This is a genomic window from Sphingomonas trueperi (assembly GCF_040545665.1).
GTDB classification, from domain to species: Bacteria; Pseudomonadota; Alphaproteobacteria; order Sphingomonadales; family Sphingomonadaceae; genus Sphingomonas; species Sphingomonas trueperi_B.
In genome coordinates this window covers 434,175-456,025 of record NZ_JBEPMH010000003.1, presented here as the reverse complement: position 1 = coordinate 456,025, position 21,851 = coordinate 434,175, and the positions used below count along the sequence as shown (strand labels likewise).

20 protein-coding genes and 1 pseudogene are annotated in these 21,851 nt (G+C 63.4%); 6 read left to right on the top strand and 15 right to left on the bottom strand.

All coding sequences use genetic code 11. The features are described from left to right. Window positions 1-210: 210 nt before the first annotated feature. Window positions 211-2,496: an FdhF/YdeP family oxidoreductase gene (locus tag ABIC65_RS12960; RefSeq protein ID WP_354309227.1), complete on the top strand. Its 2,286-nt coding sequence runs from the start codon at window positions 211-213 to the stop codon at window positions 2,494-2,496. Between the two features lie 169 nt (window positions 2,497-2,665). Here ABIC65_RS12960 and ABIC65_RS12955 read toward each other — a convergent pair. Then, window positions 2,666-2,794 (bottom strand): annotated as a pseudogene (locus tag ABIC65_RS12955) (MBL fold metallo-hydrolase); the annotation flags it as partial. Between the two features lie 82 nt (window positions 2,795-2,876). On the opposite strand from ABIC65_RS12955, the gene ABIC65_RS12950 reads away from it, so the two are divergent. After that, window positions 2,877-3,218 carry a helix-turn-helix transcriptional regulator gene (locus tag ABIC65_RS12950; protein ID WP_354309399.1) on the top strand — a complete coding sequence of 114 codons (342 nt, stop codon included), beginning with the start codon at window positions 2,877-2,879 and terminating at the stop codon, window positions 3,216-3,218. 103 nt (window positions 3,219-3,321) lie between these two features. Here ABIC65_RS12950 and ABIC65_RS12945 read toward each other — a convergent pair whose 3' ends face one another. Then, window positions 3,322-3,978, bottom strand: a complete 657-nt coding sequence (locus ABIC65_RS12945; RefSeq protein WP_354309225.1) for a sensor histidine kinase — start codon at window positions 3,976-3,978, stop codon at window positions 3,322-3,324. Between the two features lie 181 nt (window positions 3,979-4,159). Here ABIC65_RS12945 and ABIC65_RS12940 point away from each other — a divergent pair, with 181 nt between their 5' ends. After that, window positions 4,160-4,870 (top strand): FABP family protein, encoded by a 711-nt coding sequence (locus ABIC65_RS12940; RefSeq protein ID WP_354309397.1) that lies wholly within the window; start codon window positions 4,160-4,162, stop codon window positions 4,868-4,870. A gap of 108 nt (window positions 4,871-4,978) precedes the next feature. On the opposite strand, the gene ABIC65_RS12935 is transcribed toward ABIC65_RS12940, so the two are convergent. Further along, complete coding sequence (locus ABIC65_RS12935; protein WP_354309224.1) at window positions 4,979-5,884, bottom strand: LysR substrate-binding domain-containing protein; 906 nt, start codon at window positions 5,882-5,884, stop codon at window positions 4,979-4,981. Between the two features lie 86 nt (window positions 5,885-5,970). Here ABIC65_RS12935 and ABIC65_RS12930 point away from each other — a divergent pair, with 86 nt between their 5' ends. Then, complete coding sequence (locus tag ABIC65_RS12930; protein WP_354309395.1) at window positions 5,971-7,005, top strand: aldo/keto reductase; 1,035 nt, start codon at window positions 5,971-5,973, stop codon at window positions 7,003-7,005. Next, window positions 7,002-8,162, top strand: coding sequence for an MFS transporter (locus ABIC65_RS12925; RefSeq protein ID WP_354309223.1), 1,161 nt, complete (start codon window positions 7,002-7,004; stop codon window positions 8,160-8,162). Before ABIC65_RS12930 ends, ABIC65_RS12925 begins: the two co-directional genes overlap by 4 nt. 159 nt (window positions 8,163-8,321) lie before the next feature. On the opposite strand, the gene ABIC65_RS12920 is transcribed toward ABIC65_RS12925, so the two are convergent. After that, window positions 8,322-8,873 (bottom strand): hypothetical protein, encoded by a 552-nt coding sequence (locus tag ABIC65_RS12920; protein WP_354309221.1) that lies wholly within the window; start codon window positions 8,871-8,873, stop codon window positions 8,322-8,324. Between the two features lie 180 nt (window positions 8,874-9,053). Next, window positions 9,054-9,371: a carboxymuconolactone decarboxylase family protein gene (locus tag ABIC65_RS12915; RefSeq protein ID WP_354309219.1), complete on the bottom strand. Its 318-nt coding sequence runs from the start codon at window positions 9,369-9,371 to the stop codon at window positions 9,054-9,056. Between the two features lie 682 nt (window positions 9,372-10,053). On the opposite strand from ABIC65_RS12915, the gene ABIC65_RS12910 reads away from it, so the two are divergent. Then, window positions 10,054-10,791 (top strand): helix-turn-helix domain-containing protein, encoded by a 738-nt coding sequence (locus ABIC65_RS12910; protein WP_354309217.1) that lies wholly within the window; start codon window positions 10,054-10,056, stop codon window positions 10,789-10,791. 155 nt (window positions 10,792-10,946) lie between these two features. Here the strand turns inward: ABIC65_RS12910 and ABIC65_RS12905 are convergent, their stop codons facing one another. The 10 genes from ABIC65_RS12905 to ABIC65_RS12860 form a co-directional block, all read right to left on the bottom strand. Beyond that, window positions 10,947-11,477 carry a hypothetical protein gene (locus tag ABIC65_RS12905; protein WP_354309216.1) on the bottom strand — a complete coding sequence of 177 codons (531 nt, stop codon included), beginning with the start codon at window positions 11,475-11,477 and terminating at the stop codon, window positions 10,947-10,949. 148 nt (window positions 11,478-11,625) lie between these two features. Next, window positions 11,626-11,991 carry a response regulator transcription factor gene (locus ABIC65_RS12900; protein WP_354309214.1) on the bottom strand — a complete coding sequence of 122 codons (366 nt, stop codon included), beginning with the start codon at window positions 11,989-11,991 and terminating at the stop codon, window positions 11,626-11,628. 70 nt (window positions 11,992-12,061) lie between these two features. Then, a complete protein-coding gene (locus ABIC65_RS12895) occupies window positions 12,062-12,721 on the bottom strand; it encodes a response regulator transcription factor (RefSeq protein WP_354309213.1) in 660 nt (219 codons plus the stop codon). Beyond that, the gene (locus tag ABIC65_RS12890; protein ID WP_354309211.1) at window positions 12,718-14,247 is read right to left on the bottom strand and encodes an ATP-binding protein; all 1,530 of its coding nucleotides are present in this window, start codon (window positions 14,245-14,247) and stop codon (window positions 12,718-12,720) included. The genes ABIC65_RS12895 and ABIC65_RS12890 overlap by 4 nt, the downstream gene beginning before the upstream one ends. Window positions 14,248-14,576: 329 nt before the next feature. Further along, window positions 14,577-15,821, bottom strand: coding sequence for a threonine/serine ThrE exporter family protein (locus ABIC65_RS12885; RefSeq protein ID WP_354309209.1), 1,245 nt, complete (start codon window positions 15,819-15,821; stop codon window positions 14,577-14,579). 1 nt (window position 15,822) lies between these two features. After that, window positions 15,823-17,325, bottom strand: a complete 1,503-nt coding sequence (gene mqo, locus ABIC65_RS12880; RefSeq protein ID WP_354309208.1) for a malate dehydrogenase (quinone) — start codon at window positions 17,323-17,325, stop codon at window positions 15,823-15,825. Then, window positions 17,322-17,717: a cupin domain-containing protein gene (locus ABIC65_RS12875; RefSeq protein WP_354309207.1), complete on the bottom strand. Its 396-nt coding sequence runs from the start codon at window positions 17,715-17,717 to the stop codon at window positions 17,322-17,324. Before ABIC65_RS12875 ends, mqo begins: the two co-directional genes overlap by 4 nt. 12 nt (window positions 17,718-17,729) lie before the next feature. Continuing rightward, window positions 17,730-19,178 (bottom strand): class II fumarate hydratase, encoded by a 1,449-nt coding sequence (gene fumC, locus ABIC65_RS12870; RefSeq protein ID WP_354309205.1) that lies wholly within the window; start codon window positions 19,176-19,178, stop codon window positions 17,730-17,732. Between the two features lie 93 nt (window positions 19,179-19,271). Then, window positions 19,272-20,288: a cytochrome d ubiquinol oxidase subunit II gene (cydB, locus tag ABIC65_RS12865; RefSeq protein ID WP_354309203.1), complete on the bottom strand. Its 1,017-nt coding sequence runs from the start codon at window positions 20,286-20,288 to the stop codon at window positions 19,272-19,274. Further along, window positions 20,288-21,676: a cytochrome ubiquinol oxidase subunit I gene (locus ABIC65_RS12860; protein WP_354309202.1), complete on the bottom strand. Its 1,389-nt coding sequence runs from the start codon at window positions 21,674-21,676 to the stop codon at window positions 20,288-20,290. Before ABIC65_RS12860 ends, cydB begins: the two co-directional genes overlap by 1 nt. Window positions 21,677-21,851 lie beyond the last annotated feature (175 nt).

Below are 21,851 nucleotides of genomic sequence, written 5' to 3'. Positions count from 1 at the left end.
TGCGGCTGTCGGAAAATGGAACACTGCTCGTGGAGCCGCTGTGACAATTGGCTAGCAGCGCCAGGAGGCGTTTAGCCAAGCCTCGAACGATCATTCGCTGCCGACACAGTCTTGCCGAGGCACAGGCGCCCGCTCAACCGAAACAGAAGTATGATTCCGCTGCCTTCCGCTCCTGCGCCAGGGTGTGCTGTCATTTCGAAGGAGAAGGTAGTGGCTGGTCCTGAGGAGCCGGTAGACGGCGTTGCACCTTATGGCGGTCCGGCGGGCGGATGGGGTGCGCTGCGTGCCGTAGCCTTGGCGGTGAAGGACGAGATGGGGGCGAGCGCAAGAACGCGTGCTCTGTTGCGCCTCAATCAGCCCGAGGGCTTCGACTGTCCTGGTTGCGCCTGGCCGGATCCGAAGCACACCTCCTCCTTCGAGTTCTGCGAGAACGGCGCGAAGGCAGTCACTTGGGAAGCGACGGAGAAACGCGTCGACGCCGACTTCTTTGCATCGCACACGGTGTCCGAGCTCTGGAACTGGTCGGATCACGAGCTGGAGCAGGCTGGCCGCCTTGTGCATCCGCTTCGCTATGACGCAGAGACAGACCACTTCGTGCCGGTCGAATGGGATGAGGCCTTTGCGCGAGCAGGCGCGGCTTTAAGATCGCTAGAGGATCCGAATGAGGCGGAGTTCTATACGTCCGGCCGCGCCTCCAACGAGGCGGCGTTCCTCTATCAGCTGTTCGTCCGCGCCTTCGGCACCAACAACTTCCCCGACTGCTCAAACATGTGCCACGAGGCGACCAGCGTAGGTCTGCCACAGTCGATCGGCGTGGGTAAGGGAACGGTGACGCTCGAGGATTTCGACTATGCGGATGCCGTCTTCTGCATTGGGCACAATCCTGGCACCAATCACCCTCGCATGTTGGGCACGCTACGCGAGGTGTCCCGTCGCGGCGTTCCGATCATCGTGATCAACCCGATGCGAGAGCGGGGCCTCGAGCGCTTCCAGGATCCCCAGGCTCCCATCGAGATGGTGACGAACAGCTCGACGCCGCTTGCGTCGGCCTATCATCTCGTGAAGGTCGGCGGGGATGTGGCACTGCTGAAAGGCGTGATGAAGGCGCTGCTCGCCACAGACCGCGCGCAGCGAGTTGCCGGCGAGCCGCCGCTGTTCGACTATGCGTTCATCGAGCAGCATACCGTTGGCTTCGAGGGCCTGATCGAAGATCTGGACCGGCAGCATTGGGCGGATCTGGAACAGCGTGCGGGGCTTACGCAGGCTGCGATGGAGAGCATCGCCGAGGTCTATGCACGCGCCGAACGTGTGATCATCTGCTACGGCATGGGTATCACCCAGCACCGTCATGGCACGGAAGCCGTGCAGCAAATCGCCAATCTGCTTCTGCTTCGCGGCAACATTGGGCGCGAGGGGGCGGGGATCTGCCCATTGCGAGGCCACTCGAATGTTCAGGGTGACCGGACGGTTGGAATCACCGAGATCCCGACCGAGGCATTCCTCGACCGGCTGGATGCCGAGTTTGGTATCGAGAGCCCCCGCGCCCATGGCGACAACGCTGTGGAGGCGGTCGCCGCCATGCACGAGGGGCGGGCGAAGACGTTCGTTGGGCTAGGAGGGAATTTCGCGTCTGCGATGAGCGACCCTCAGACCACTTTCGCTGCGTTCCGAAAGCTGAAGCTCAACGTCCAGATCTGCACCAAGCTCAACCGCACCTGTCTGCTGACGGCGCAGGAGAGCCTTATCCTGCCGTGCCTCGGGCGAACGGAACTCGATGTCCAGGCCTCCGGACCGCAGGCCATTACCGTCGAGGACTCGATGTCGATGGTGCATGCATCGCGCGGGTTCTTGAAGCCTGTCTCGGACGCGCTTCGCTCCGAGCCGGCGATCATCGCGGGGCTTGCTAAGGCGGCGGTTCCGCATGCGCCGATCGAGTGGGATGCGCTCATCAGCGACTATGATCGCATCCGCGAGTCCATCCAAGCTGTGTTCCCGGATTTCGCGGACTTCAACGCCCGCGTGCGGGTTAAGGGCGGCTTCCGCTTGCGGGTCGGTGCATCCATTCGCGAGTGGGATACACCGGACGGGAAGGCGCAGTTCCTGGTCTATCCCTCCATTCAGGAAGACCCGGACATCGCGCACGATCAGCTGACGCTCGCGACGATCCGCAGCCACGATCAGTATAACACGACGATCTACGGTTTGAACGACCGCTATCGCGGTGTGACCGGCCGGCGGGATGTTGTCTTTGCGAACGCCGATGATCTTGCAGCGCATGGGCTAGCGCACGGTGATGTCGTGGACGTGGTGACCGGTGATCGTGTCTTGGCCGGGCAGACTATCCTCGCGCACCCCATCTCACGCGGCTCGGTCGCAGCCTATTATCCGGAGGCCAACTGCCTGGTGCCGCTGAGCGACATCGATAAGCGCAGCGGCACGCCGTCCTACAAGTCGATCCCGGTGCGGCTCCGGCGCTCGGCTGTTTCGGCTGGCTGATCTTCGATTGGGAGACGCCCGCCATGGGCGCCTCCCGATCCCCATCCACCGGATCGACTTTGCTGCTGCCGTCGAGCCACGGCCCAAGCAGCGCTCGATCGGCACCAAATGGCAGCGGATTAGCGTGGAGCGCAGCCCAGTCCCTGGCGCCGATGAGCAAGGTAGCATTCGGGAAGGTTGCGGCCTGCCCAACATGGTCGAAGTGATAGTGGCTGATGCCGAGCTTGGTCACGTCGGCGGAGCGAAAGCCGATCTTGGCGAGTTGGGCGGCGAGGCCAGTTGAGAGGGTAGGGCTGATCGGGTCCTTGTTTGTGGGCTATCCTACTCCTGCAGTCGCGGCGGCGATCGCCCGAACTCGCATTCTGGAAATCTTGCTGTTGATGAGCGAAGCGCCAGCGGCTGCGATGTTGACCGCGGTCGGACCAGCAGAGCAGGTCGAGGCGGTGATATACTCGGATCCAGCCTGGGCCTGGCAGGTCAGCGAAGTGGCGGAAAGGCTGGGGCTAGGTGCCTCCACGCTACGGGGACATCTGAAGGGGAGCGAGCGCTCTTTTCGCCAGATCCTGCTGGCAGTCCGGATGGATATGGCGGGGCGTCTACTCGGCTCTTCGCACAACACGGTCACTCAGGCCGCGCAAGCCGCGGGATATGCTTCAAGATCGCACTTCGCGCGCTGTATGAGAGCTGCTCACGGAGTGTCGCCCAGGGAGCGCATGCGGTAATGGCGCCGCTTGGCCTAGCCGCTCGGGTTGTGACCGCGAGCGCGGCCGACTTGCCCACTTCTTGGAGGGGAACTGGCTCGCCGGCGTTAGCTGATGAAGTCCCTCATCGCGCGTCCAGCTGCAAATAGAGGTTGAAGCGGGTGCCGGGCATCGCCTGTTCCCAGACGGCGAGACCCTTCAGCCGCTTCACCGTTGCGTCAATCAGGCGAGAGCCCAGACCGCCGCCATCCGCCAGGCGCGGTCGACCGCGGCCTCTGTCTTCGACTATCAAGCGCGCCTCGCCGGAGGAGGTGGAAAGGGAGACCGCTACAGCGCCGGGCGCGTCGCTCGCATAGGCGTGCTTGCAGGCATTCATCACAAGCTCGGCCGTCAGCATGCCGAGGGCGGCGGCCGTCTCAGCAGAAGCATTTGCCCGATCGGCGGCGACGAGCAACGTGCGGTGCCGAGGCAGGCTCAACTGCATGTGTGCACAGAGCTCACGAAGATAGGCGCCCAGGTCTACGGTCCCATCGACACCTTTTGTGTGGAGGTGACGGTGCACGCTGGCGATGGCGGTAAGGCGGTTCATCGTGCGCTCGAGCGCTGCTCGACCTGCGGCGTCTTCAAGGGCGCGCGCTTCGCCGGCAACCAGATTGAGGAGCACCTGCAGGTTGTTGGCAATGCGATGGTTGGCTTCATCGGCTGCGCTAGGCGCGTCCAGGGGGGGCAGCACGATCGGGGTGTGCGTGTTCTCGCGATAGGTGTTGATCGACACGCTCATGTCTGCCTCACGTTTGCTGTCCTGATGTTGATCAGCTTTCGCGGTTCGGCGGGGGCGGGGCTATCATACTCAGGTTCAAGCCGGCGCATTTCGCAATTGCGAGTGTCGCAGGATGCCGAAAGCCGGTCGCGCGCTCGCGACCAAAACTATTGTATGGATGCATCGCAAGCGGTTGTCGGCGATGAAGGTCGGGTTTGGTCCCGATGGCGGGCCCATTTTCTTAAGCGGGACTAGGATCATGACACCTGCACCAAGAGATGTCTTCACCGAGCCTGCAAATGTGGATCCGGATACCCTCGCGAACCTCGGGCCCCTCCGCCGTTTGGCGGGCCGCTGGCGTGCTCGGAAGGGTGTCGATATGGCACCCAAGGCTGCCGGATCCGAACGTCGCGTGTTCATCGAAAACATCGACTTCCAGGCGATCGATCCTCAAGCGAATGGCCCGCAGCTCTTCTACGGCCTGCGGTACCACATTCACATCACCACTGAGGAAGAGGACATCACCTTCCACGATCAAGTGGGCTATTGGCTTTGGGAGCCTGCCACCGGCCTAGTGCTGCAGACGCTCGCCATCCCTCGGGGGCAGGTTGCCCTCGCATCCGGCATCGCGAAAGCGAACGCCGACGAGATCATCGTCTCCTCCGTGCGCGGCAGCACCGAGAATGGGATCTGCTCCACGACCTTTTTGGAGCAGGCGTTTCGGACGGACAGCTATCGTATCACGATCACCTTCCATGAGGATGGGACGTGGAGCTACGTGACGGACACGGAACTGCAGGTCGAGGGGCAGGCGGCCACGTTCGCGCACCAGGACCGCAACACGCTGCATCGTGTTGGTGAGGCCAAGCCAAACCCTTGGGCCGCTATTCTCGCCAAGCGCCAAGGAACGTAGGGTCGGCGGTGCTCGCCATGGCAGGTTGAGGGCCGTGGGAGCCCAATTCCTGCCTGCGGTAGGAAGTCGGCCACGCCGTCGAGCGCGTGAGCGGTAGGCCGCATGGTCTCATCGCAAGTTGACGGCGAGAAAGTCGACGAAAACGCGGACCCGCGCCGGCATGTTGGTCCCTCCGACGAAGATCGCGTGTATCTGCTCGACGTCGCCCGGGTTGAAGGGCTCGAGGAGCGGCACCAGGGCACCGCTTGCGATTTCCTCGACGACACTGAAGGCGCCAACCCGAGCTACGCCCACGCCGATGGCGGCAAGCTGGCCGAGCGTTTCGCCATTGTTGGCCTCAAGATTGCCTCGCACCGAGAGAGCAAAGTCGCGGCCATCGCGTCGGAATGGCCAGACAGGCTCGGAGCGGCGGAAGCTGAAGTTCAAGCAGTTGTGAGCGAACAGATCCTCAGGCTCCTGCGGGGTTCCGTGTCGGGCAAGATAATCGGGCGACGCAACGATCACCCGACGACTCTCTCCCAGCTTCCGGGCCGTCAGACTGCTGTCAGGTAAGGGCCCAAACCGAACCGCGACGTCGGCTTGACCTGCTGCGATGTCGACCAGCGAGTCGGTTAGCACGATATCGATCAGGATCTCAGGGTAGAGCTCCGCAAACTTGCCGAGTAGCGGCACCACAAAGAGCCGTCCGTGAGAGAGCGCAGCTGTAACCCGCAGTCGACCCCGAGGGCTGCCCTGGTCGGCTATTTGCTGCTCCGTATCGTCCAGGTCCGCCAGTATCCGCCGTGCCGCTTGCAGATAGGTTCGTCCTTCGGCCGTGAGAGCAAGCGCTCGCGTGGACCGCAACAACAGCCGGACCCCAAGCCTTGCTTCGATGCGATCCACGGCGCGCGCGACCGCCGACGGGCTCAACCCTAGCTGTCGGCCAGCGGCCGAGAAGCTGCCTCGTTCTACCACTGCGATGAACAGTGCGAGTGCACTGGCGCGATCGCTGCCGCTACTTAGCTTTGCGTCCACTGCATAAATCCTTGGCGTCCGAAGGTCCTACTCCGGTACCGCGCAGTCGTCCATCTTTGCCTCGAACAAGCAACGGGACGGTGATCATGGAATATCGGCAATTGGGACGATCGGGGCTGCGCGTGCCAGCACTCAGCTTCGGCGCAGGCACCTTTGGCGGGCAGGGGCCGCTGTTCAGCGCTTGGGGCCAAAGCGATGCGACCGAGGCGCGGCGGTTGATCGACATCTGCCTCGATGCCGGGGTGACGCTGTTCGATACTGCCGACGTTTATTCGGGTGGTGCATCTGAGGAAATCCTTGGCCAGGCGATCCGCGGCCGCCGGGACGCGGTGCTGGTCTCGACCAAGACCGGGCTCCCGATGGGGCAAGGCCCGCAGGACTGGGGCGCCTCGCGCGCCCGGCTGATCCGCGCGGTCGAGGATGCACTGCGCCGGCTGGGCACCGACCATATCGACCTGCTCCAGCTCCACGCCTTTGACGCCTCCACGCCGACCGAGGAGGTGATGGGCACGTTCGACCTGCTGATCGCTTCCGGCAAGGTGCGCTATGCTGGCGTGTCCAACTATCCCGGCTGGCAGGTGATGAAGGCGCAGGCCGTGGCGGAGCGCCATGGCTGGCCGCGCCTGGTCGCCCACCAGGTCTATTATTCGCTGATCGGCCGCGCCTACGAGGCGGACCTGATGCCGCTCGCCGCCGACCAGGGCGTGGGCGCGCTGGTATGGAGCCCGCTCGGCTGGGGCCGGCTGACCGGCAGGATCGGCCGCGACCGCCCGATCCCCGAAGGCAGCCGCCTGCATGCGACCGAGCAGTTTGCGCCGCCGGTCGAGGCCGAGCATCTCTACCGCGTCGTCGATGCACTGGAAGGGGTCGCCGACGAGACCGGCAAGACCGTGCCGCAGATCGCGATCAACTGGCTGCTCCAGCGCCCGACCGTGTCGTCGGTGATCATCGGCGCGCGCGACGAGGCGCAGCTTCGCCAGAATCTGGGTGCCGTCGGCTGGGCGCTCAGCGCCGAGCAGATCGCCGCGCTTGATTGCGCTAGCGAGGTGCCGCCGCCCTACCCGCACACCCCCTATCGCCAGCAAGAGGGTTTTGCCCGCCTGGCACCGAGGCTCGTATGAAGAACCAGCTCGGCCTGCTGGCCCTAGCCGTCGGCGCCTTCGGCATCGGCGTGACCGAATTCGCGCCGATGGGGCTGCTGCCCGTCATCGCCCATGATCTGCAGGTATCCATTCCCGCAGCGGGGCTGCTGATCAGCGCCTATGCCTTGGGCGTGATGATCGGCGCGCCGTTGATGACGCTCTCCACCGGCCGGGTGCCGCGGCGGATGCTGCTGATCGGCCTGGCGGGCATCTTCACCGCGGGCAACCTGCTTGCGGCTGTGTCCGACAGCTATGCGGTGCTGCTCGTCGCCCGCGTGCTCACCTCGTTCAACCACGGCGCCTTTTTCGGGGTCGGATCGGTCGTGGCGGCAGGGCTGGTCCCGCCAGAGCGGCGGGCAAGCGCGGTCGCCTCGATGTTCATGGGGCTGACCATCGCCAATGTGGTGGGGGTGCCGCTCGCCACCTGGGCGGGCGAGCATCTCGGGTGGCGCACGTCCTTCTGGGGCATCGCCGGCTTGGGCGTGCTGACGATGGCGGCGCTTCGCATGACCTTGCCTGCGCTACCCGCTCCCGAGAGCGGCAACGTGCTCGCTGAGCTGCGGGTGCTCACCCGCAAGCAGGTGTTGGGCGCACTGGCGCTCACCGTGGTGGGATCGAGCGCGATGTTCACCGTGTTTACCTACATCACGCCGATCCTGCGCGACGCGACGCATGCGTCGCTGGGCTTCATCACCGCGATGCTGGTGCTCTATGGCCTGGGACTTACGGCGGGCAACTGGCTGGGCGGACGGTTCGCAGATCGCTCGGTCGACCGCACCTTGATGATCACCCTGGCAGGTCTGTCCGCCATCCTGATCGCTTTCGCATTGTCGATGACGCATGCCGCCCCGAGCGCGGTGCTGATCTTCCTGTGGGGTGTCGCGAGCTTCGCGCTGGTGCCGCCCCTGCAGGTGCGGGTGATGACCGCAGCGGCGGACGCACCCAACCTCGCCTCCGCAGTCAACATCGGCGCGTTCAACCTCGGCAATGCGTTCGGCGCGGCGCTGGGCGGCGGGGTGATCGCAGTTGACCTCGGGTATCCGGCGATCGCGTTGGCGGGGGCTGCCACGTCGATGCTGGGGCTAGTAGCCCTTTGGCTAGGCGGGCGTAGCGCTGCTGTGCTGCGAACCGCATGATCGGCTGCAGAGGAGCTCTGCAGTCGCTCCCGTGGGCCCGGAGGGAAAGTCGCCGAACCTCTACGCCGTCGACAGACATGGTTTGGCGTGCCCAGCCGGGCGCGGAATGACGAAAGCGGCGCCGGAGGCTGTCCGGCGCCGTTCTCTTGTAGACGGCCGTTAGGCGGCCTTCTTGTCCTTGGCGAGCGCGCGGCGGCCGATGCTGGCAGCGAACAGCGGGGTCTCGCGGCTGTTGTGGTCACCGCCGGCGTCCTGACGCGCCTTGGCGGCGTCTTCATACGAAATGCCGTGAGCAGCGATGAAGTCCATGAAGGCGTCGGTCGGGTGCGCGGTCACGGCGTTGGTGTAGCGGGTGCGGCCGCCCTCGATGCCTTCAGCCTTGAGCTCCCAAATCACGTTCACCTGGGTGCGGCCATTCGCCGTGAACACGTCCGAGATCGAGTTCATGCGGCAGTAGGTGGGGCCTGCTTCTTCAGCGACATAGTGCTGGATGACCAGGCCGGTGCCGATCATTTCGACATTGATCGACATCAGACGACCGTCGTCGGTGTGGGTGGTCGCAGCAGCGATGTGGTCCGGCGGGCAGCAGCGCTGATATTCCGCTTCGGCCAGGTTGAACAGCCAGTCAGCGATGTCGATCTTTTCGATCGGAACGTCGATCTCCGCCGAGAATGCCGACTTCGACAGGATGGTGTCGGTGAGAACCTTCATGATAGTGTCCTTCTTTCTTGTATCAGTGTTGCTCATTGAACATGGTGGCTTGTGCCCTTGGCCGGCCCAGTTGATTCCCACTGGTGGGCCGTGCGTGCGCCGAGGGGTTTCGAACGGGGCGGTCCGAGTTTCGTGGGAATTGGAGCTCCTCATGGAGCGAGAGCTTACGGCTGGCGCGGCTCAGCCACGGTTGAGAGGGCCGAGCGTATCGGCAGCGCGCGCCGAAGCGGAAATTGCCGCCGGGAACCCTGCGTAAAAGGCAAGGTGCGTGATGAGCGCGCTGAACTCGCGCTTCGTTATGCCGTTCTCGACACCACGATGAAGGTGGGCCGGTAGTTCATCCACGGCATGCAGTGCCACGAGAGCGGCGACTGTTGCGATGCTCCGATCGCGCTTGCTTAGCCCGCTGTTCTCCCAAACCTTCGAATAGAGTGGATCTTCCACATACTGGGTGAGATCCGGGGTGAAGGCCCTGGCTGCCTCGCGAGGACGTTTCATGTTCGATGTACCCATGCTGCACTACTCCGCAGTTCGGCGACTTAGATCAAAGATCTCGTTCGCTGGTCGGGATGTGGTGCAAAAGCTGCTTTGTTGACAGGCATACCTAGGTTTCAGGTCAAACTCAGCGCGCGATTATCAGTTGTAATCGCGATGATATAACACTTAGGTGCTATGCTAGAACAATGCCTATCAGCAGGATGGACAATGCAGATTTGTCTCCGCCGCCGTTTCCTCGTTAGCTTAACAAGCGCGCAGCAAGCGTTCGGAGATGCATTCATGTCGTTATGCCGGGGGCAACATGAACGATGCTGATGATGCCAGCGAGCTAATGGGTGTAACTCGTAACTTGGAGCTGGCTTGTCGAGGCGGGCTGGCGATGTGCTCGATACAGGCCCAAGGCCGAATTGGGTGGGCTCGGCCCCTCCTTCGGGGGTTTATTGGAGACCGCACCGAAGTATGCTCGGTGGGGATCGCTGCGCATGGGCAACGTCCCGCCAGGTGAGCAAATCCAAGGCTATTTCTAATGACCACCAATCGGACCCAGTCGTTCCTCCGAGTTCCAGACTCCGCGTCGATGAGCTTCGGTGGGCCAGGCGGATTCCCGATAGGCGTGACCCGGCTATGGTCCCGTGCAGTGGGGACAGGGATGACGGATCCTCATTGCTCGGAGGACGCCTTCATGATCAACGTGCAGCTGGCCGACTATGGCGGGCGCATTTTCTTGGAGGAACGTGAGCTTTCGTTCCGGCGGCAGTCGGCGGGGCAAGCCATGTTCTTCGATTACAGGAAGAATTGGCGTGCCGATCTTCAGACTGCCTTTGACTGCTTGAATTTTCACGTTGATCGCCGCGCTTTCGGCAGCGCGCTGATGGAAGGCAGATACCACGAAGTCGTTGATCTTGAATGCGAACCGGGGGAGCCGATTGACGATCAACAGCTTCACGGGCTTGCTCTGGCAATGGTGCCTGCTCTGGAACGCCCAGAACAGGTCAGCCGCCTTTTCTTAGAGCACTTGGGTTGGGCGTTATGCTGCCACCTCGCCGCGCGCTACGGCTTCATGGAGCATTCTCCCGATGTCGCGCGCGGTGGCTTGGCTGCTTGGCAAGAAAGGCGTTCCAAGGAGCTAATTGAGGCTTCTTTGAACAGCGACATATCGGTCGAGCACTTGGCCGCCGCTTGTGGATTGTCGCGGGCGCACTTCTCGCGATCATTTCGCATATCAACCGGGATGCCTCCTCATAGGTGGTTGATTTCGCGGCGTATAGCCAAGGCAAAGGATTTGCTGGCGGGTAAAGATTTGTCCATTGCGGAGATCGCTTTGAGTTGCGGCTTTTCGGATCAGAGCCACCTCAGCAGAGTCTTCAGAAAAGCTGAAGGGGTGTCGCCGATGACATGGCGCCGGGCCAGGGCCCTCTGAAACGCCGCATGCGAGCACTTGTAGCGTGATGTAGTGTGGCTAAGCCCTCAAGGCAAATAACGGCTGACTATCCAATCAACAATTGATCTGCAAGTCCGACTAAGTGTGTTCTCGCGAAAATGATGCCTGCTTCAATTCAGAGGAAGTAGCAGAGGTTAATCGTCTGACGTGCTGAAGGCAGAAGCTGGTTGGCAGGGATTCTTTAAATTGTCGAGCTCGAGGTTGCCGCTCGCTTTGCCAAGATCCTCCAGCAATTTGCGCACTGCAGCGCAACTGCGCTGGAGATCTGAGAGGCCGAGCTTGAGGCTGGCTAGTCCGGCCGGCGCGTCAGGCCCGCCTGCCTCGATCCACCGAGATGCGGCTGCGACGCGAAACGTTGCCGACATCAATGAATTGGCAGCGGCGGCAATTTCAACCATGGACGGCTCATTGGCGACCGCCGGCGTCGTAGAAAAGTCCCGTGAGAATGGCTGGACGGTCGACGAACGCGAAAAGCAGACCGCGCCTAAGCCGATGGACGCTGTTGTGACAAGGGCAGCTGAAAGGCTGAGCAGGGGCGTGAGGGGACCCTCGCTCATCGCTGCCGATGTTCCCGCAAAGCCCGCAGCTATCGCAATCACGCCGACAAGCCGCAAACTCCCGCGGTTAGGCTGCTGGGCAGAAGAACGAAATTTGTCCACACGCATCGGTCACCTGCAATGGCTCAGGAGCGTCAGCTGTATGCGGTTGAATGTTCGTGTTCGTGAATGAAGAGGCGCATTTTCGGACAAAGGTGTCTCAAGAGCAACTGGATGGCCGTGTTCGATAGATACGTCGTCTCTGCTCCCGGCGAGGTCACCCCTGCTCGACGACATCGAGCAGAACATCTGGATCGATCGGCTTCGTCATGAACGCACAAGCTCCCGCCTTTAGTGCCTGTTCTTCGAAGGCCGGTGTCGGGAAGGCGGTCATCAGGACGATCGAGGCCGCTACACCAAGTCGATTGATCTCAGCCTGAAGCTCTAACCCCGTCATGCCAGGCATATGAAGATCCGTGATGATCCAGCCGAAGCGCTCGGGATCCCCCGAGAGCAGGTCCTCCGCACAGGCGAAGGAGACGCTTTCGTGGCCCGCCGATCGTAACAGGCTATTGAGACTTCCTCGAACATCAGAATCGTCATCAACGATTGCTATGAGCGAATTTCGGCTTGCTTCGATCACGGTGAGATACTCGACTTGGGAATGGGAGCCTCACCAAATTGGGTTTGGCAGCGGGTCGATGCCATCATACTCAAATCTTAAACCGGCGGACGTTGTCGTCTCGGACTCCGAGCGCCTCAGCCATTCGAACAAGATCCGCTAGAGACTGTGCTTCCATTTTCCGCATGACGTTGCCGCGATGGATTTTTACGGTGATCTCTGACAATTCCAGCTTGGCGGCAACCTGCTTGTTCATCAAGCCTGCGACGACCAGACCGAGGACCTCACGCTCACGGGGGGTGAGCCGACCATAATTTTCCTTTATGCTCGCGACGCTCTCGGCGCCGGCCTGCCGCTCGCGATACCTGGCAAGCGCCGTGGCCACCGCGCGCAGCATCTGGTCGTCATCGAAGGGTTTCGGCAGGAAATCGACAGCGCCCAACTTCATGCCGCGAACCGTCATGGGGATATCACCATGTCCCGTGATGAAGATAACCGGGATATCCTTGCCTTCGGCCGCCAGGCGCTCCTGAAAGTCGAGTCCGTTGATGCCGGGAAGGCGTATGTCGAGCACCAAGCAGGCTGCGCCGGCCGGCTGCTCGGCCTTCAAGAACTCTGCGGGGCTTTCGTGCAGTGCCACGTCCAACCCTGCGGATCGGAATAGACTGCCGAGCGAGCCTCGCACTTCGTCGTCATCGTCGATAACGAACACGCAACCGTCGCCGATTTCCAGATCGGCATCATCGGTCATGCTGCATTCTCCACTTGGTCAGCTGAGGGAAGAAAGAAGCTGAAGACAGCTCCCCCTTCTGGATGATTGGCGGCGCTGAGGCTGCCGCCGTGGCTTTCGACGATGGATCTGCAAATCGCGAGGCCCATGCCCATTCCATCGTCCTTGGTGGTCACGAAGGGGTTGAAGAGGCCTTCAGGTTCCTCCCCAATGCCGATGCCATTGTCTCGGACCCGCACAGTGATGCCGTCGACGCTGCGATCTGCGCTTACCTGAAGCACGCGTGCTGCTGCCGGTGTCTGGGCCATAGCTTGCTCGGCGTTGAGCATGAGGTTCATCAGCACCTGCTGGACTTGGATGCGGTCTCCAATGAGACGTGGCAGCTCAGCTGGCACTGACACTTCCATCTTCACATCGTGGGAGTTCAGGTCTCGGCGAAGAAGCTCGACCGTCTCTTCCACCAGCGGGCGAAGGTCGATGGCTTCTTTGACCGGGTCCGCTCGACGCGTCAGCGCACGAATGCGGGCGATGACGTCGGCTGCACGTGTGCCGTTCGCGACAACGCGGTCCAAGCATTCTGCCACCTCATTAGCGCTAGGCGCCTCGCGGGCGAGCCAGCGCTTGCCAGATTTCGCGTAGGTGATGAGTGCGGAGAGCGGCTGATTGACCTCATGTGCGATGGAGGCGGCCAACTGCCCCAGCGTCGTGATGCGGGATACGTGCGTAAGCTGGACCTGCGCTTGGGCAAGCCGGACCTGCGCTTGATTTCGCTCGGTGACATCGATGGCCATGACCAGCACCTGACGCCATTCGCGACACTGTGGCGGAACCGCGAGCCGCAGAACAAGGTCGATGGGTTTGCCTTGAGCGGTGACGAAGCGAGCTTCTTCTTCAACCTCGCACTTGCCGGCGAGCAGTGCTTGCAAGATCCGCCCGAGCGCTGCCTTCGAAGCGGGCGTGTGGAACTGGGAAAGCGTCGTGCCCACCAGCTCCTGACGAGACTTCAGGCCGAACAGGTTCGCTGCTGCTTGGTTAGCGTCGCCGATGACCGCATTGGATGCGGCGAGGTCGACGAGCTCTTCGTCGGCTGGATGCCCGTCCTGCAACAGGGCATAGGCCATAGACCAGTCGCCCTCCCAGGTGGAAACGGCCGAGGCATAAAAGAGCGCCTTGTAGCGGGCGTCGGCGTTCCGCTGTCGCTCCGCTGCGGCTTGGTGAAAGATGGCGATAAGCGTGGTGATCGCGATCGCTACAAGGCTGACGCCCAAGCGGACTAGGGCTGAGCCGAGCGCTTCGCCCTCGTGACTGATCAGATATGCGGTAATCGAAAGGACGGCGCATGCGAGTGCGACAGAGACCGTGAGGTTACGGGATCCGGCGCGGATGCTGATGAAAACGACGCACGTGTAGAGCACCGCCACCGCGCCCTGCAGTGGGCTGAGCACGTCCAGCGCGAAGATGCCCATGGCAAGCGCGGCAGTCGCGATGGACTGTGACAGAGCCGCTATGTTGCGGCGTTTGGTTGATGGCTCAAACTCGAACGACACCGCGCGTCACTCTCGGCCCATAACGGGCGCTAAGCTGCGCGCCACCAGGCACTCGCCAGCCAGTTGGGCGAGGGTGCTTCCAGTCTTTGAAGATCGTCCGTCTTTCATCTCGATGAGCCTTCACCCCTCCAACCTGTTTCGCCTTCCTCACCAGAAACGAAGTGAGGAAGGTCAACATCCGGTCCGGAGGTCTGGCCCTGGACCGCCCGGCGCAGACAGGATGTCCTTCGGGCTATGGGCTGAGAAGCAATGTTTCATTCCCCGGTAGAAGAATATCATACAGAAGTGTTAGGTGGGTTTCCGGGCCTGCGAGCGCGCTTGCTGGCTGTTTAGGCTTGCCGATGCGCCAAACCGCCGAGCGAGGCGGCGATCAGCAGCCCGACGCCGATGGCCACCGTGATCACACAGGCTGCGATTGCCGCCGCGAAGGTGGCGCTCAGAAGGGCGATAGGAGCATGCCCGCCGAGTGCCATCACACCCAAGGCGCCGATCATGCCGCGGAAGGCGTAGGAGCCCGGGACCAACGCAACCACCGCAGGGAAGGCGATCGCTGTCCAAGGGATGCGCAAGCGCCGAGCTGCTTGCATCGCGAGAGCGCCCGCGAGCAATGACCCCAAGCAGCTCGAGACCGCTATATTGGCGCCGAGGGCCATCAACGCTGAACGAGATCCGTGAGCGAGGGCACCCGTTGCCACAATGGTCGCGATAGATCGCGCCGGCACGTTGAACAGGATGGAGAAACCAAGGGCCGCGATGGCTGCGAAGAGTAGATCCCATGGCACGGCGAGGTTCTGTGTCTGCAGATCGACGGGGATGCGAGCTCCTAATGCGGTGCTCGTCACCGCTAAGCCGGTGGCGATTGCGATGACGATCATCGTGCCATTGGCGAGGCGCGCAACGGCGACCGCCGCATACCCCCGCACCAGATCGTGTATCCCATTGATGAGGGGAACGCCCGGCACGAGGATCATCCCGGCGGCAACGAGTGCTAAGGTCGGATCTATACCGAGCAAATGAAGGGGTAGAATCGCGGCGGCACCGCTGAGGCACGCGTTGATCGCGACCGCTGCGGCGGGCACGACGCCGAAGCGAGGCAGCAGCAGGCGCAGGACTGTGTTGATCAGCCCGGCAAGGAACGCGGCGGCAACCACCGGCAAGTTGGCGCCGAACAGCCGCGAGAGTGCGGCCGCCGTAATCGCCACGGCAACGACGGTCAGCCAAGCTGGATAAGTTGGCGGGGCGTGTGCAGCTTCGTTGAGGCGGACGCTTGCGGTTTCGATGTCGATCACGCCCTCAGCGAGGGCTGTGGCGATGGCGTCTAGGGTCACGAGCCGCCCCGCATTGATCCCCATCGCCCCGACCGCGTGCCCAACGCGCGTTCGATAGGCCTCGCCGCTGTCAAGCATCAGCAGCAGGCGTTCGCTGCCAAGGAAGAGCTGCGCGGCGAGGCCCATCTTGTCGGCAAGCAGCTCAGTGCGCTGCCGGACATGCTCGCTGTCCGCACCTGCCTCCATCAGGAGGCGAGCCAGGAGCAGCAGAACATGCCCTGCGGCATCGAGGCGCTGCGTTTCCATTCTAGGCGGCGATGTTGTCGATCTTGAGCACCGGCGCGGTCGCCGCGCGGGTGGCGCGGCAGGCTTCGGCATCCTCGATCAGGTCGATGCCCCAGGTCGGGAAGATCGCGCGGAGCTTGGGGAGCCACGCCGCCTCGGTCAGCTTGTCGGCGAAGCAGGCCTGCAGCACCTCGACCGCGATGGCCGCCGCCGTGGAGGCGCCCGGCGAGGCACCAAGCAGCGCGACCAGCGACCTGTCCTCGGCTGCCACCAGCTCGGTGCCGAACACCAGCCTGCCGCCATGGTCCTCGGCATCGGGTTTGATGATCTGCACGCGCTGCCCGGCGACCGCTTCCTGCCAGTCGCCGCGCTTCGCCTGGGGGAAGAACTGGCGCAGCATCTCGAACTGGTGATGGCGGCTCTGGAACACCTGGCCGATCAGATATTCCTCGAGTCCCGCATTGTCCTTCGCCACGTCGAGCAGCGGCAGCAGGTTGTGCGCGGTGATCGATTCGAACAGATCGGCGTCCGACCCATGCTTCAGGAACTTGGTCGAGAAGCCGGCATAGGGGCCGAACAGCAGCGAGGTCTTGCCGTCGATCACCCGCGTGTCGAGATGCGGCACCGACATGGGCGGCGAGCCGCTGGCGGCCTTTCCATAGACCTTGGCGTGGTGGCGCGCGGTGACGGCGTCGACGTCGCAGCGCAGCCAGATGCCGCTCACCGGGAAGCCGCCATAACCTCGAGCTTCGGGAATGCCGGACATCTGCAGCAGTTCGATTGCCGCGCCGCCTGCGCCGATGAAGACGAAACCGGCGGTGATCATTTGCTGGGTGCCGTCGAGCACATCTTCGAACGTCACCTGCCAACGGCCATCAGGACCGCGCTCGATGCCGATGACCTCGCGATTGTAGCGAATGTCCGCACCTTCGGCCTGCAGATGCTGCACCAGCAGATGCGTGAGCGCGCCGTAATCGACATCGGTGCCGGTGATCATCCGCGTCGCGGCGATCTTCTCGTCCGGGTCGCGCCCTTCCATGACCAGCGGCGCCCATTGGGCGATCTGCGCGGGATCCTCGCTATATTCCATGCCGTGATAGCAATGGTGGGCGCTCATCGCGGCGTGGCGCGCCTTGAGGAAGGCGACATTCTCCTCCCCCCAAACGAAGCTCATATGCGGGCAGGGATGGAGGAAGGCGCGCGGGTCTGGGATGGCGTCCGCGGTGACGAGATGCGCCCAGAGCTGGCGCGACACGTCGAACTGGGTGTTGACCTTCAGCGCCTCGGCGATGTCGATGCTGCCATCGGCGCGCTGCGGCGTGTAGTTGAGCTCGCAGTTCGCGGCATGGCCGGTGCCGGCATTGTTCCACGCCATCGAGCTTTCCTGCGCGCAGTCGTCCAGCCGCTCGAGCATGGTGATGCGCAGGTTCGGATCGAGATTGTGCAGCAGGGTGCCGGTGGTGGCGCTCATGATGCCGGCGCCGATCAGCAGCACATCGGTTTCGTTGCTGGTCGAGAAGGTCATGCCTGCTTCTCCTGGGGGGTGAAGTGGAGGTCGGCGCCGGCGTCATAGACGACATAGGCGCGGCGCCAGGGCTCGCTGCCGATCAGCCGCCAGCGATGGCCGGTGCCGGTGTCGTCCTGGGCGAGCAGCACGTCGCCGGGATGGAGGGTGAAGGTCGCGCCGGACTTCACCTCGAACTCGATCGTGCCGGCCAGCGTCAGCACGAATTGCGGCTGCGGGTCCTGGTGCCATTCGAAGCTGCCGCCGCCGGCGGTCTCCTGGAACGAGAGTTCGTTGACGGCGATCGGCAGGCCGGAGGCCTTGCCGTGCAGGCCGGCGCCGATATCGAGATGCCCTTCCTCGAACAGCGAATTGCCGTCCGGGCCGGTCCACATGCGAACACAACGGATCATGGGTACGTCTCCTCAGGCGCCGGCCAGGCCGTGGCCGACCATGTCGAGCGGGCGGATGGTCTTGTCGAACAGCGCTTCGTCGACCTTGCCGGAGGCGAGGGCCGCCTGTTTCAAGGTGGTGCCGTCTGCGATCGCCTTCTCGGCGATGTGCGCGGCGTTCTGGTAGCCGATCATCGGCGACAGCGCGGTCACCAGCATCACGCTGCCCTCGACATAGGACTGGATCCTGTCGCGCAGGATCTCGGTGCGCTCGACCGAGAATTCGCGGAACCGGTCGCAGCCATCGGCGAGGATGCGGATCGAGTGCAGCACGTTGTTGATGATCACCGGGCGCATCGCGTTGAGCTCGAAATTGCCCTGGCTGCCGGCGAAGGCGACCGCGCTGTCGTTGCCGAGCACCTGGATCGCGATCATCACCATCGCTTCGCACTGGGTGGGGTTCACCTTGCCGGGCATGATCGACGAGCCGGGTTCGTTGTCCGGCAGCTTGAGCTCGCCGAAGCCGCAGCGCGGGCCCGAGGCGAGCCAGCGCATGTCGTTGGCGATCTTCATCAGCGCGACCGCCAGGCCCCGCAGCCCCGCCGAGGCGCGAACCATTGCGTCGAGCGAGCCTTGCGCGGTGAACTTGTTGGGCGCGGTGAAGAAGGGCTTGCCCGTCAGCTCGGCGATCTTGGCCGCAACATCCTTGGAGAAGCCCGCGGGTGCATTCAGCCCGGTGCCGACCGCGGTGCCGCCGACCGCCAGTTCATAGAGCCCGCCACGGCTCTCCTCGATCGCGGCGATGCAGGCGCGGATCTGCCCGGCCCAGCCATGCCATTCCTGGCCGACGGTGAGCGGCACCGCATCCTCCAGATGGGTGCGGCCGATCTTGACCACGTCCATCCAGCCATCGGCCTTCTTCTCGATCACCGCCACCAGCCGGGTGACGGCGGGCAGCAGTTGCTCGTCGATGGCGAGGATTGTCGCCACGTGCATCGCGGTGGGAAAGGTGTCGTTTGACGACTGCCCCATATTGACGTCGTCATTGGGGCCCACCGGATGCTGGCTGCCGAGCGTGCCGCCGAGCAGCTGGATCGCCCGGTTCGACAGCACCTCGTTGACGTTCATGTTCGACTGGGTGCCGGAGCCGGTCTGCCAGACGAACAGCGGGAAGTGATCGTCGAGCTTGCCGGCAATCGCCTCGTCGGCGGCCTGGACGATGGCATCGCGCTTCCAGTCCGGCAGGCGGCCGGCGGCGGCGTTCACCAGCGCGCAAGCCTTTTTCACGGTGCCATAGGCGTGGTAGACCGCCTTGGGCATGCGATCGCCGCCGATGTTGAAATGGTGGAGCGAACGCTCGGTCTGCGCGCCCCAGTAGCGGTCCGCCGGCACTGAGATGGTGCCCATGCTGTCGAACTCTTCGCGGGTACCGCTGGCATCGATGCCGATCGGGACCGGCTGCGGGGTAGGAATGTCAGTCAACGCAACTCTCCTCAGGGACTTGGGCGATCTCGAAAAAGCGCTGGTCAACCAGCTTCATGAGCTTCGCCCGCTTGGGATCAGGAAATGCTGTGGTCATGCGCCCGCCCGATCGGACGCCGGGCGCTCCCCGTAGAGGTCGCTCTGCGACACCCGCCCCTTGAAGAGGAAGTAGACGGCGAGGGTGTAGGCGAGCGTCACGGGCAGGACGACGATGCCCGCTCCCCAGAACAGAAAGTCCTGTGAGCTTGCCGGCGCAGCCGCCTGCGCTGCGGTGATCGCGTATGGGATCATGTAGGGATAGAAGGAGATGGCGAGCGTGCCAAACGCCGCCGCGAACAGCAGGACCGAGCCGAGGAACGGCAGAAGCGGTCGGCGGAAGGCCACGGCGACGGCGATGCCGACCGCCGCGATGCCGCCAATAGCGGGCACAAGCCGAAGCATCGGATTGCCCGACCATGCCTGAAGCGCGGGCACGTCGAGCCGCACGGCGGTCACGAAGGCAGCGATCAGGAAGATCAGCACGCCGGCCAGCAGGCGGGGAAGCAGGTGGAAGGCGCGGCGCTGCACTTCGAAGCCAGTCTTGTAGGCAAGCCAGCCGGCGCCCATCAGCATATAACCCAGGCACAGCCCGGCACCGCACAGCAGCGCAAATGGTGAGAGCCAGCCGAACGCGCCACCGACATAGCGGCCGTCCACGATCGGCAGACCTTCAACCAGCGCGCCGACAGCTGCTCCCTGGATGAAGCTCGCCACCGCCGAGCCGGCGAAGAAGGCGCGATCCCACAAGCTGCGGAAGCGCACGCTCTTGTCACGATATTCGAACGAGACGCCGCGCAGGATGAGCGCAGCCAGCATCGCAAAAAGCGGCAGGTAGAGCGCCGACAGCAGCGTTGCGTAGACGAGTGGGAAGGCACCGAACAGAACAGTGCCGTTCACCACGAGCCAGGTCTCGTTGCCGTCCCACACCGGCGCCACTGCCGCCAGCATCGCGCGCCGCTCTCGCTCGTTTCGGGCGAGCGGCAACAGCATGCCGACACCCAGGTCGAAGCCGTCCAGAGTGACGTAGAGAAAGATCGACAGCGCCAGAACGCCAAGCCAGAAGGAGATCATCAGACCAGCTCCTCGTCAGGAACAGAGTGGAGGTTGCCTGGGCTTCCGCCCGGCACGGAGAGAGGGCGCTTGGGGTTGGTTTCGCCCAGCTGCGGTTCGGCTTCCCCGAGGGGCCCGCGCTTGATCAGGCGATAGAGAACCATCACGCCGAACCCGAAGATTGCTGTGTAGACCACCGCGAAGATCGCAAGCGTGGCTGCCACCATGGGTGTGGTGAGGAACGGCGTAACTGCGTCGGCGGTGCGCAGCTGGCCGTAGACCGACCAGGGCTGCCGACCGACCTCCGCCACGAACCAGCCGGTCAGCGTCGCGATGAAACCGAGCGGGAAAGAGCAGGCGGTAGCCCACAGGAGCCAGCGCGATTGCTCCAGCCTGCGCCTGGCCATCAGGAAGCAGCCATACCAGGCGATGCCGAGCATCAAGAGCCCGCAACCCACCATGATGCGGAAGGCAAAGAAGGGGATGGCGACGGGCGGTCGGTCCTGGGGCTTCCAGTCGGTCAGCCCGACCTCGCGTGAATCCAGGGTCATCGAGGCGATGAGGCTGCCGGCGTAGGGAATGCTGATCGCAAACCAGTTTTGCTCGGCCTCCTCGTCGGGCCAGGCGATCAGCACCTCGGATGCGGGCCGCTCGTCGTGCCAGCGCGCCTCGATGGCGGCAAACTTCACAGGCTGGCGATCGTGAACATAGTCGCCGACGAGATGGCCGATGCCCAGCTGCGCGGGCACGAGCAGCGCGGCCAGACCCAGGCCCATGCGCACCATCACCGTCGCTTCGTCGCGGAAGCGGCCACGCAGAAGGTGCCACGCACCCGTCGCCGCGACGCAGAAGGCGGTGGTGATATAGGCTGCGAGCAACATGTGCGGGAAGCGCACCCAGACGACCGGGCTGAACAGGATCTCGCGCCAGCTGGTGGGCATGAAGATGCCGTCGGGCCCGCGGGCGAAGCCCACCGGCGCCTGCATCCAGCTGTTGTTCACCATGATCCAGAAGGACGACATGGTGGTGCCGAGCGCGACCATCACGCAGGCTAGGAAATAGAGCCAGCCAGGCACCCGGCCCCGGCCGAACATCATCACGCCGAAGAAGCTGCTCTCGAGCGCAAAGGCGGTGAAGCTCTCATAGACGAGCAGTGGCCCTTGGATGGCGCCCGTCTGGCGCGACAACTCGCTCCAGTTCGTGCCGAACTCGAAGGCCATGACGATGCCGGAGACGACACCGAGCCCGAAGGCCACAGCGAAGATCGTCCGCCAGAAGCTGAACAGCCGCTGATAGACGGCACGGCCCGTTGCCAAGGACATTCCATCCAGCACGCACAGCCAAGCGGCGAGGCCAACCGTGAAGGCGGGGAACAGGATGTGAAACGAAATGGTCGCGGCGAATTGCACCCGCGACAGGAAGAGCGCTGTCCACTCCATGGGTAAGCTGTCCCCTGGTTCGGTTGATATCTTGCCTCCGGGCAGAGGCGATCGGCATGGCTCTCAAGAGGACGCCTCTCGAGTTGCCGCAGCCGCGGAATAGAAATGCAATCAGTTCACCTGCAAAGGTGCGTAGGCTCAGTGC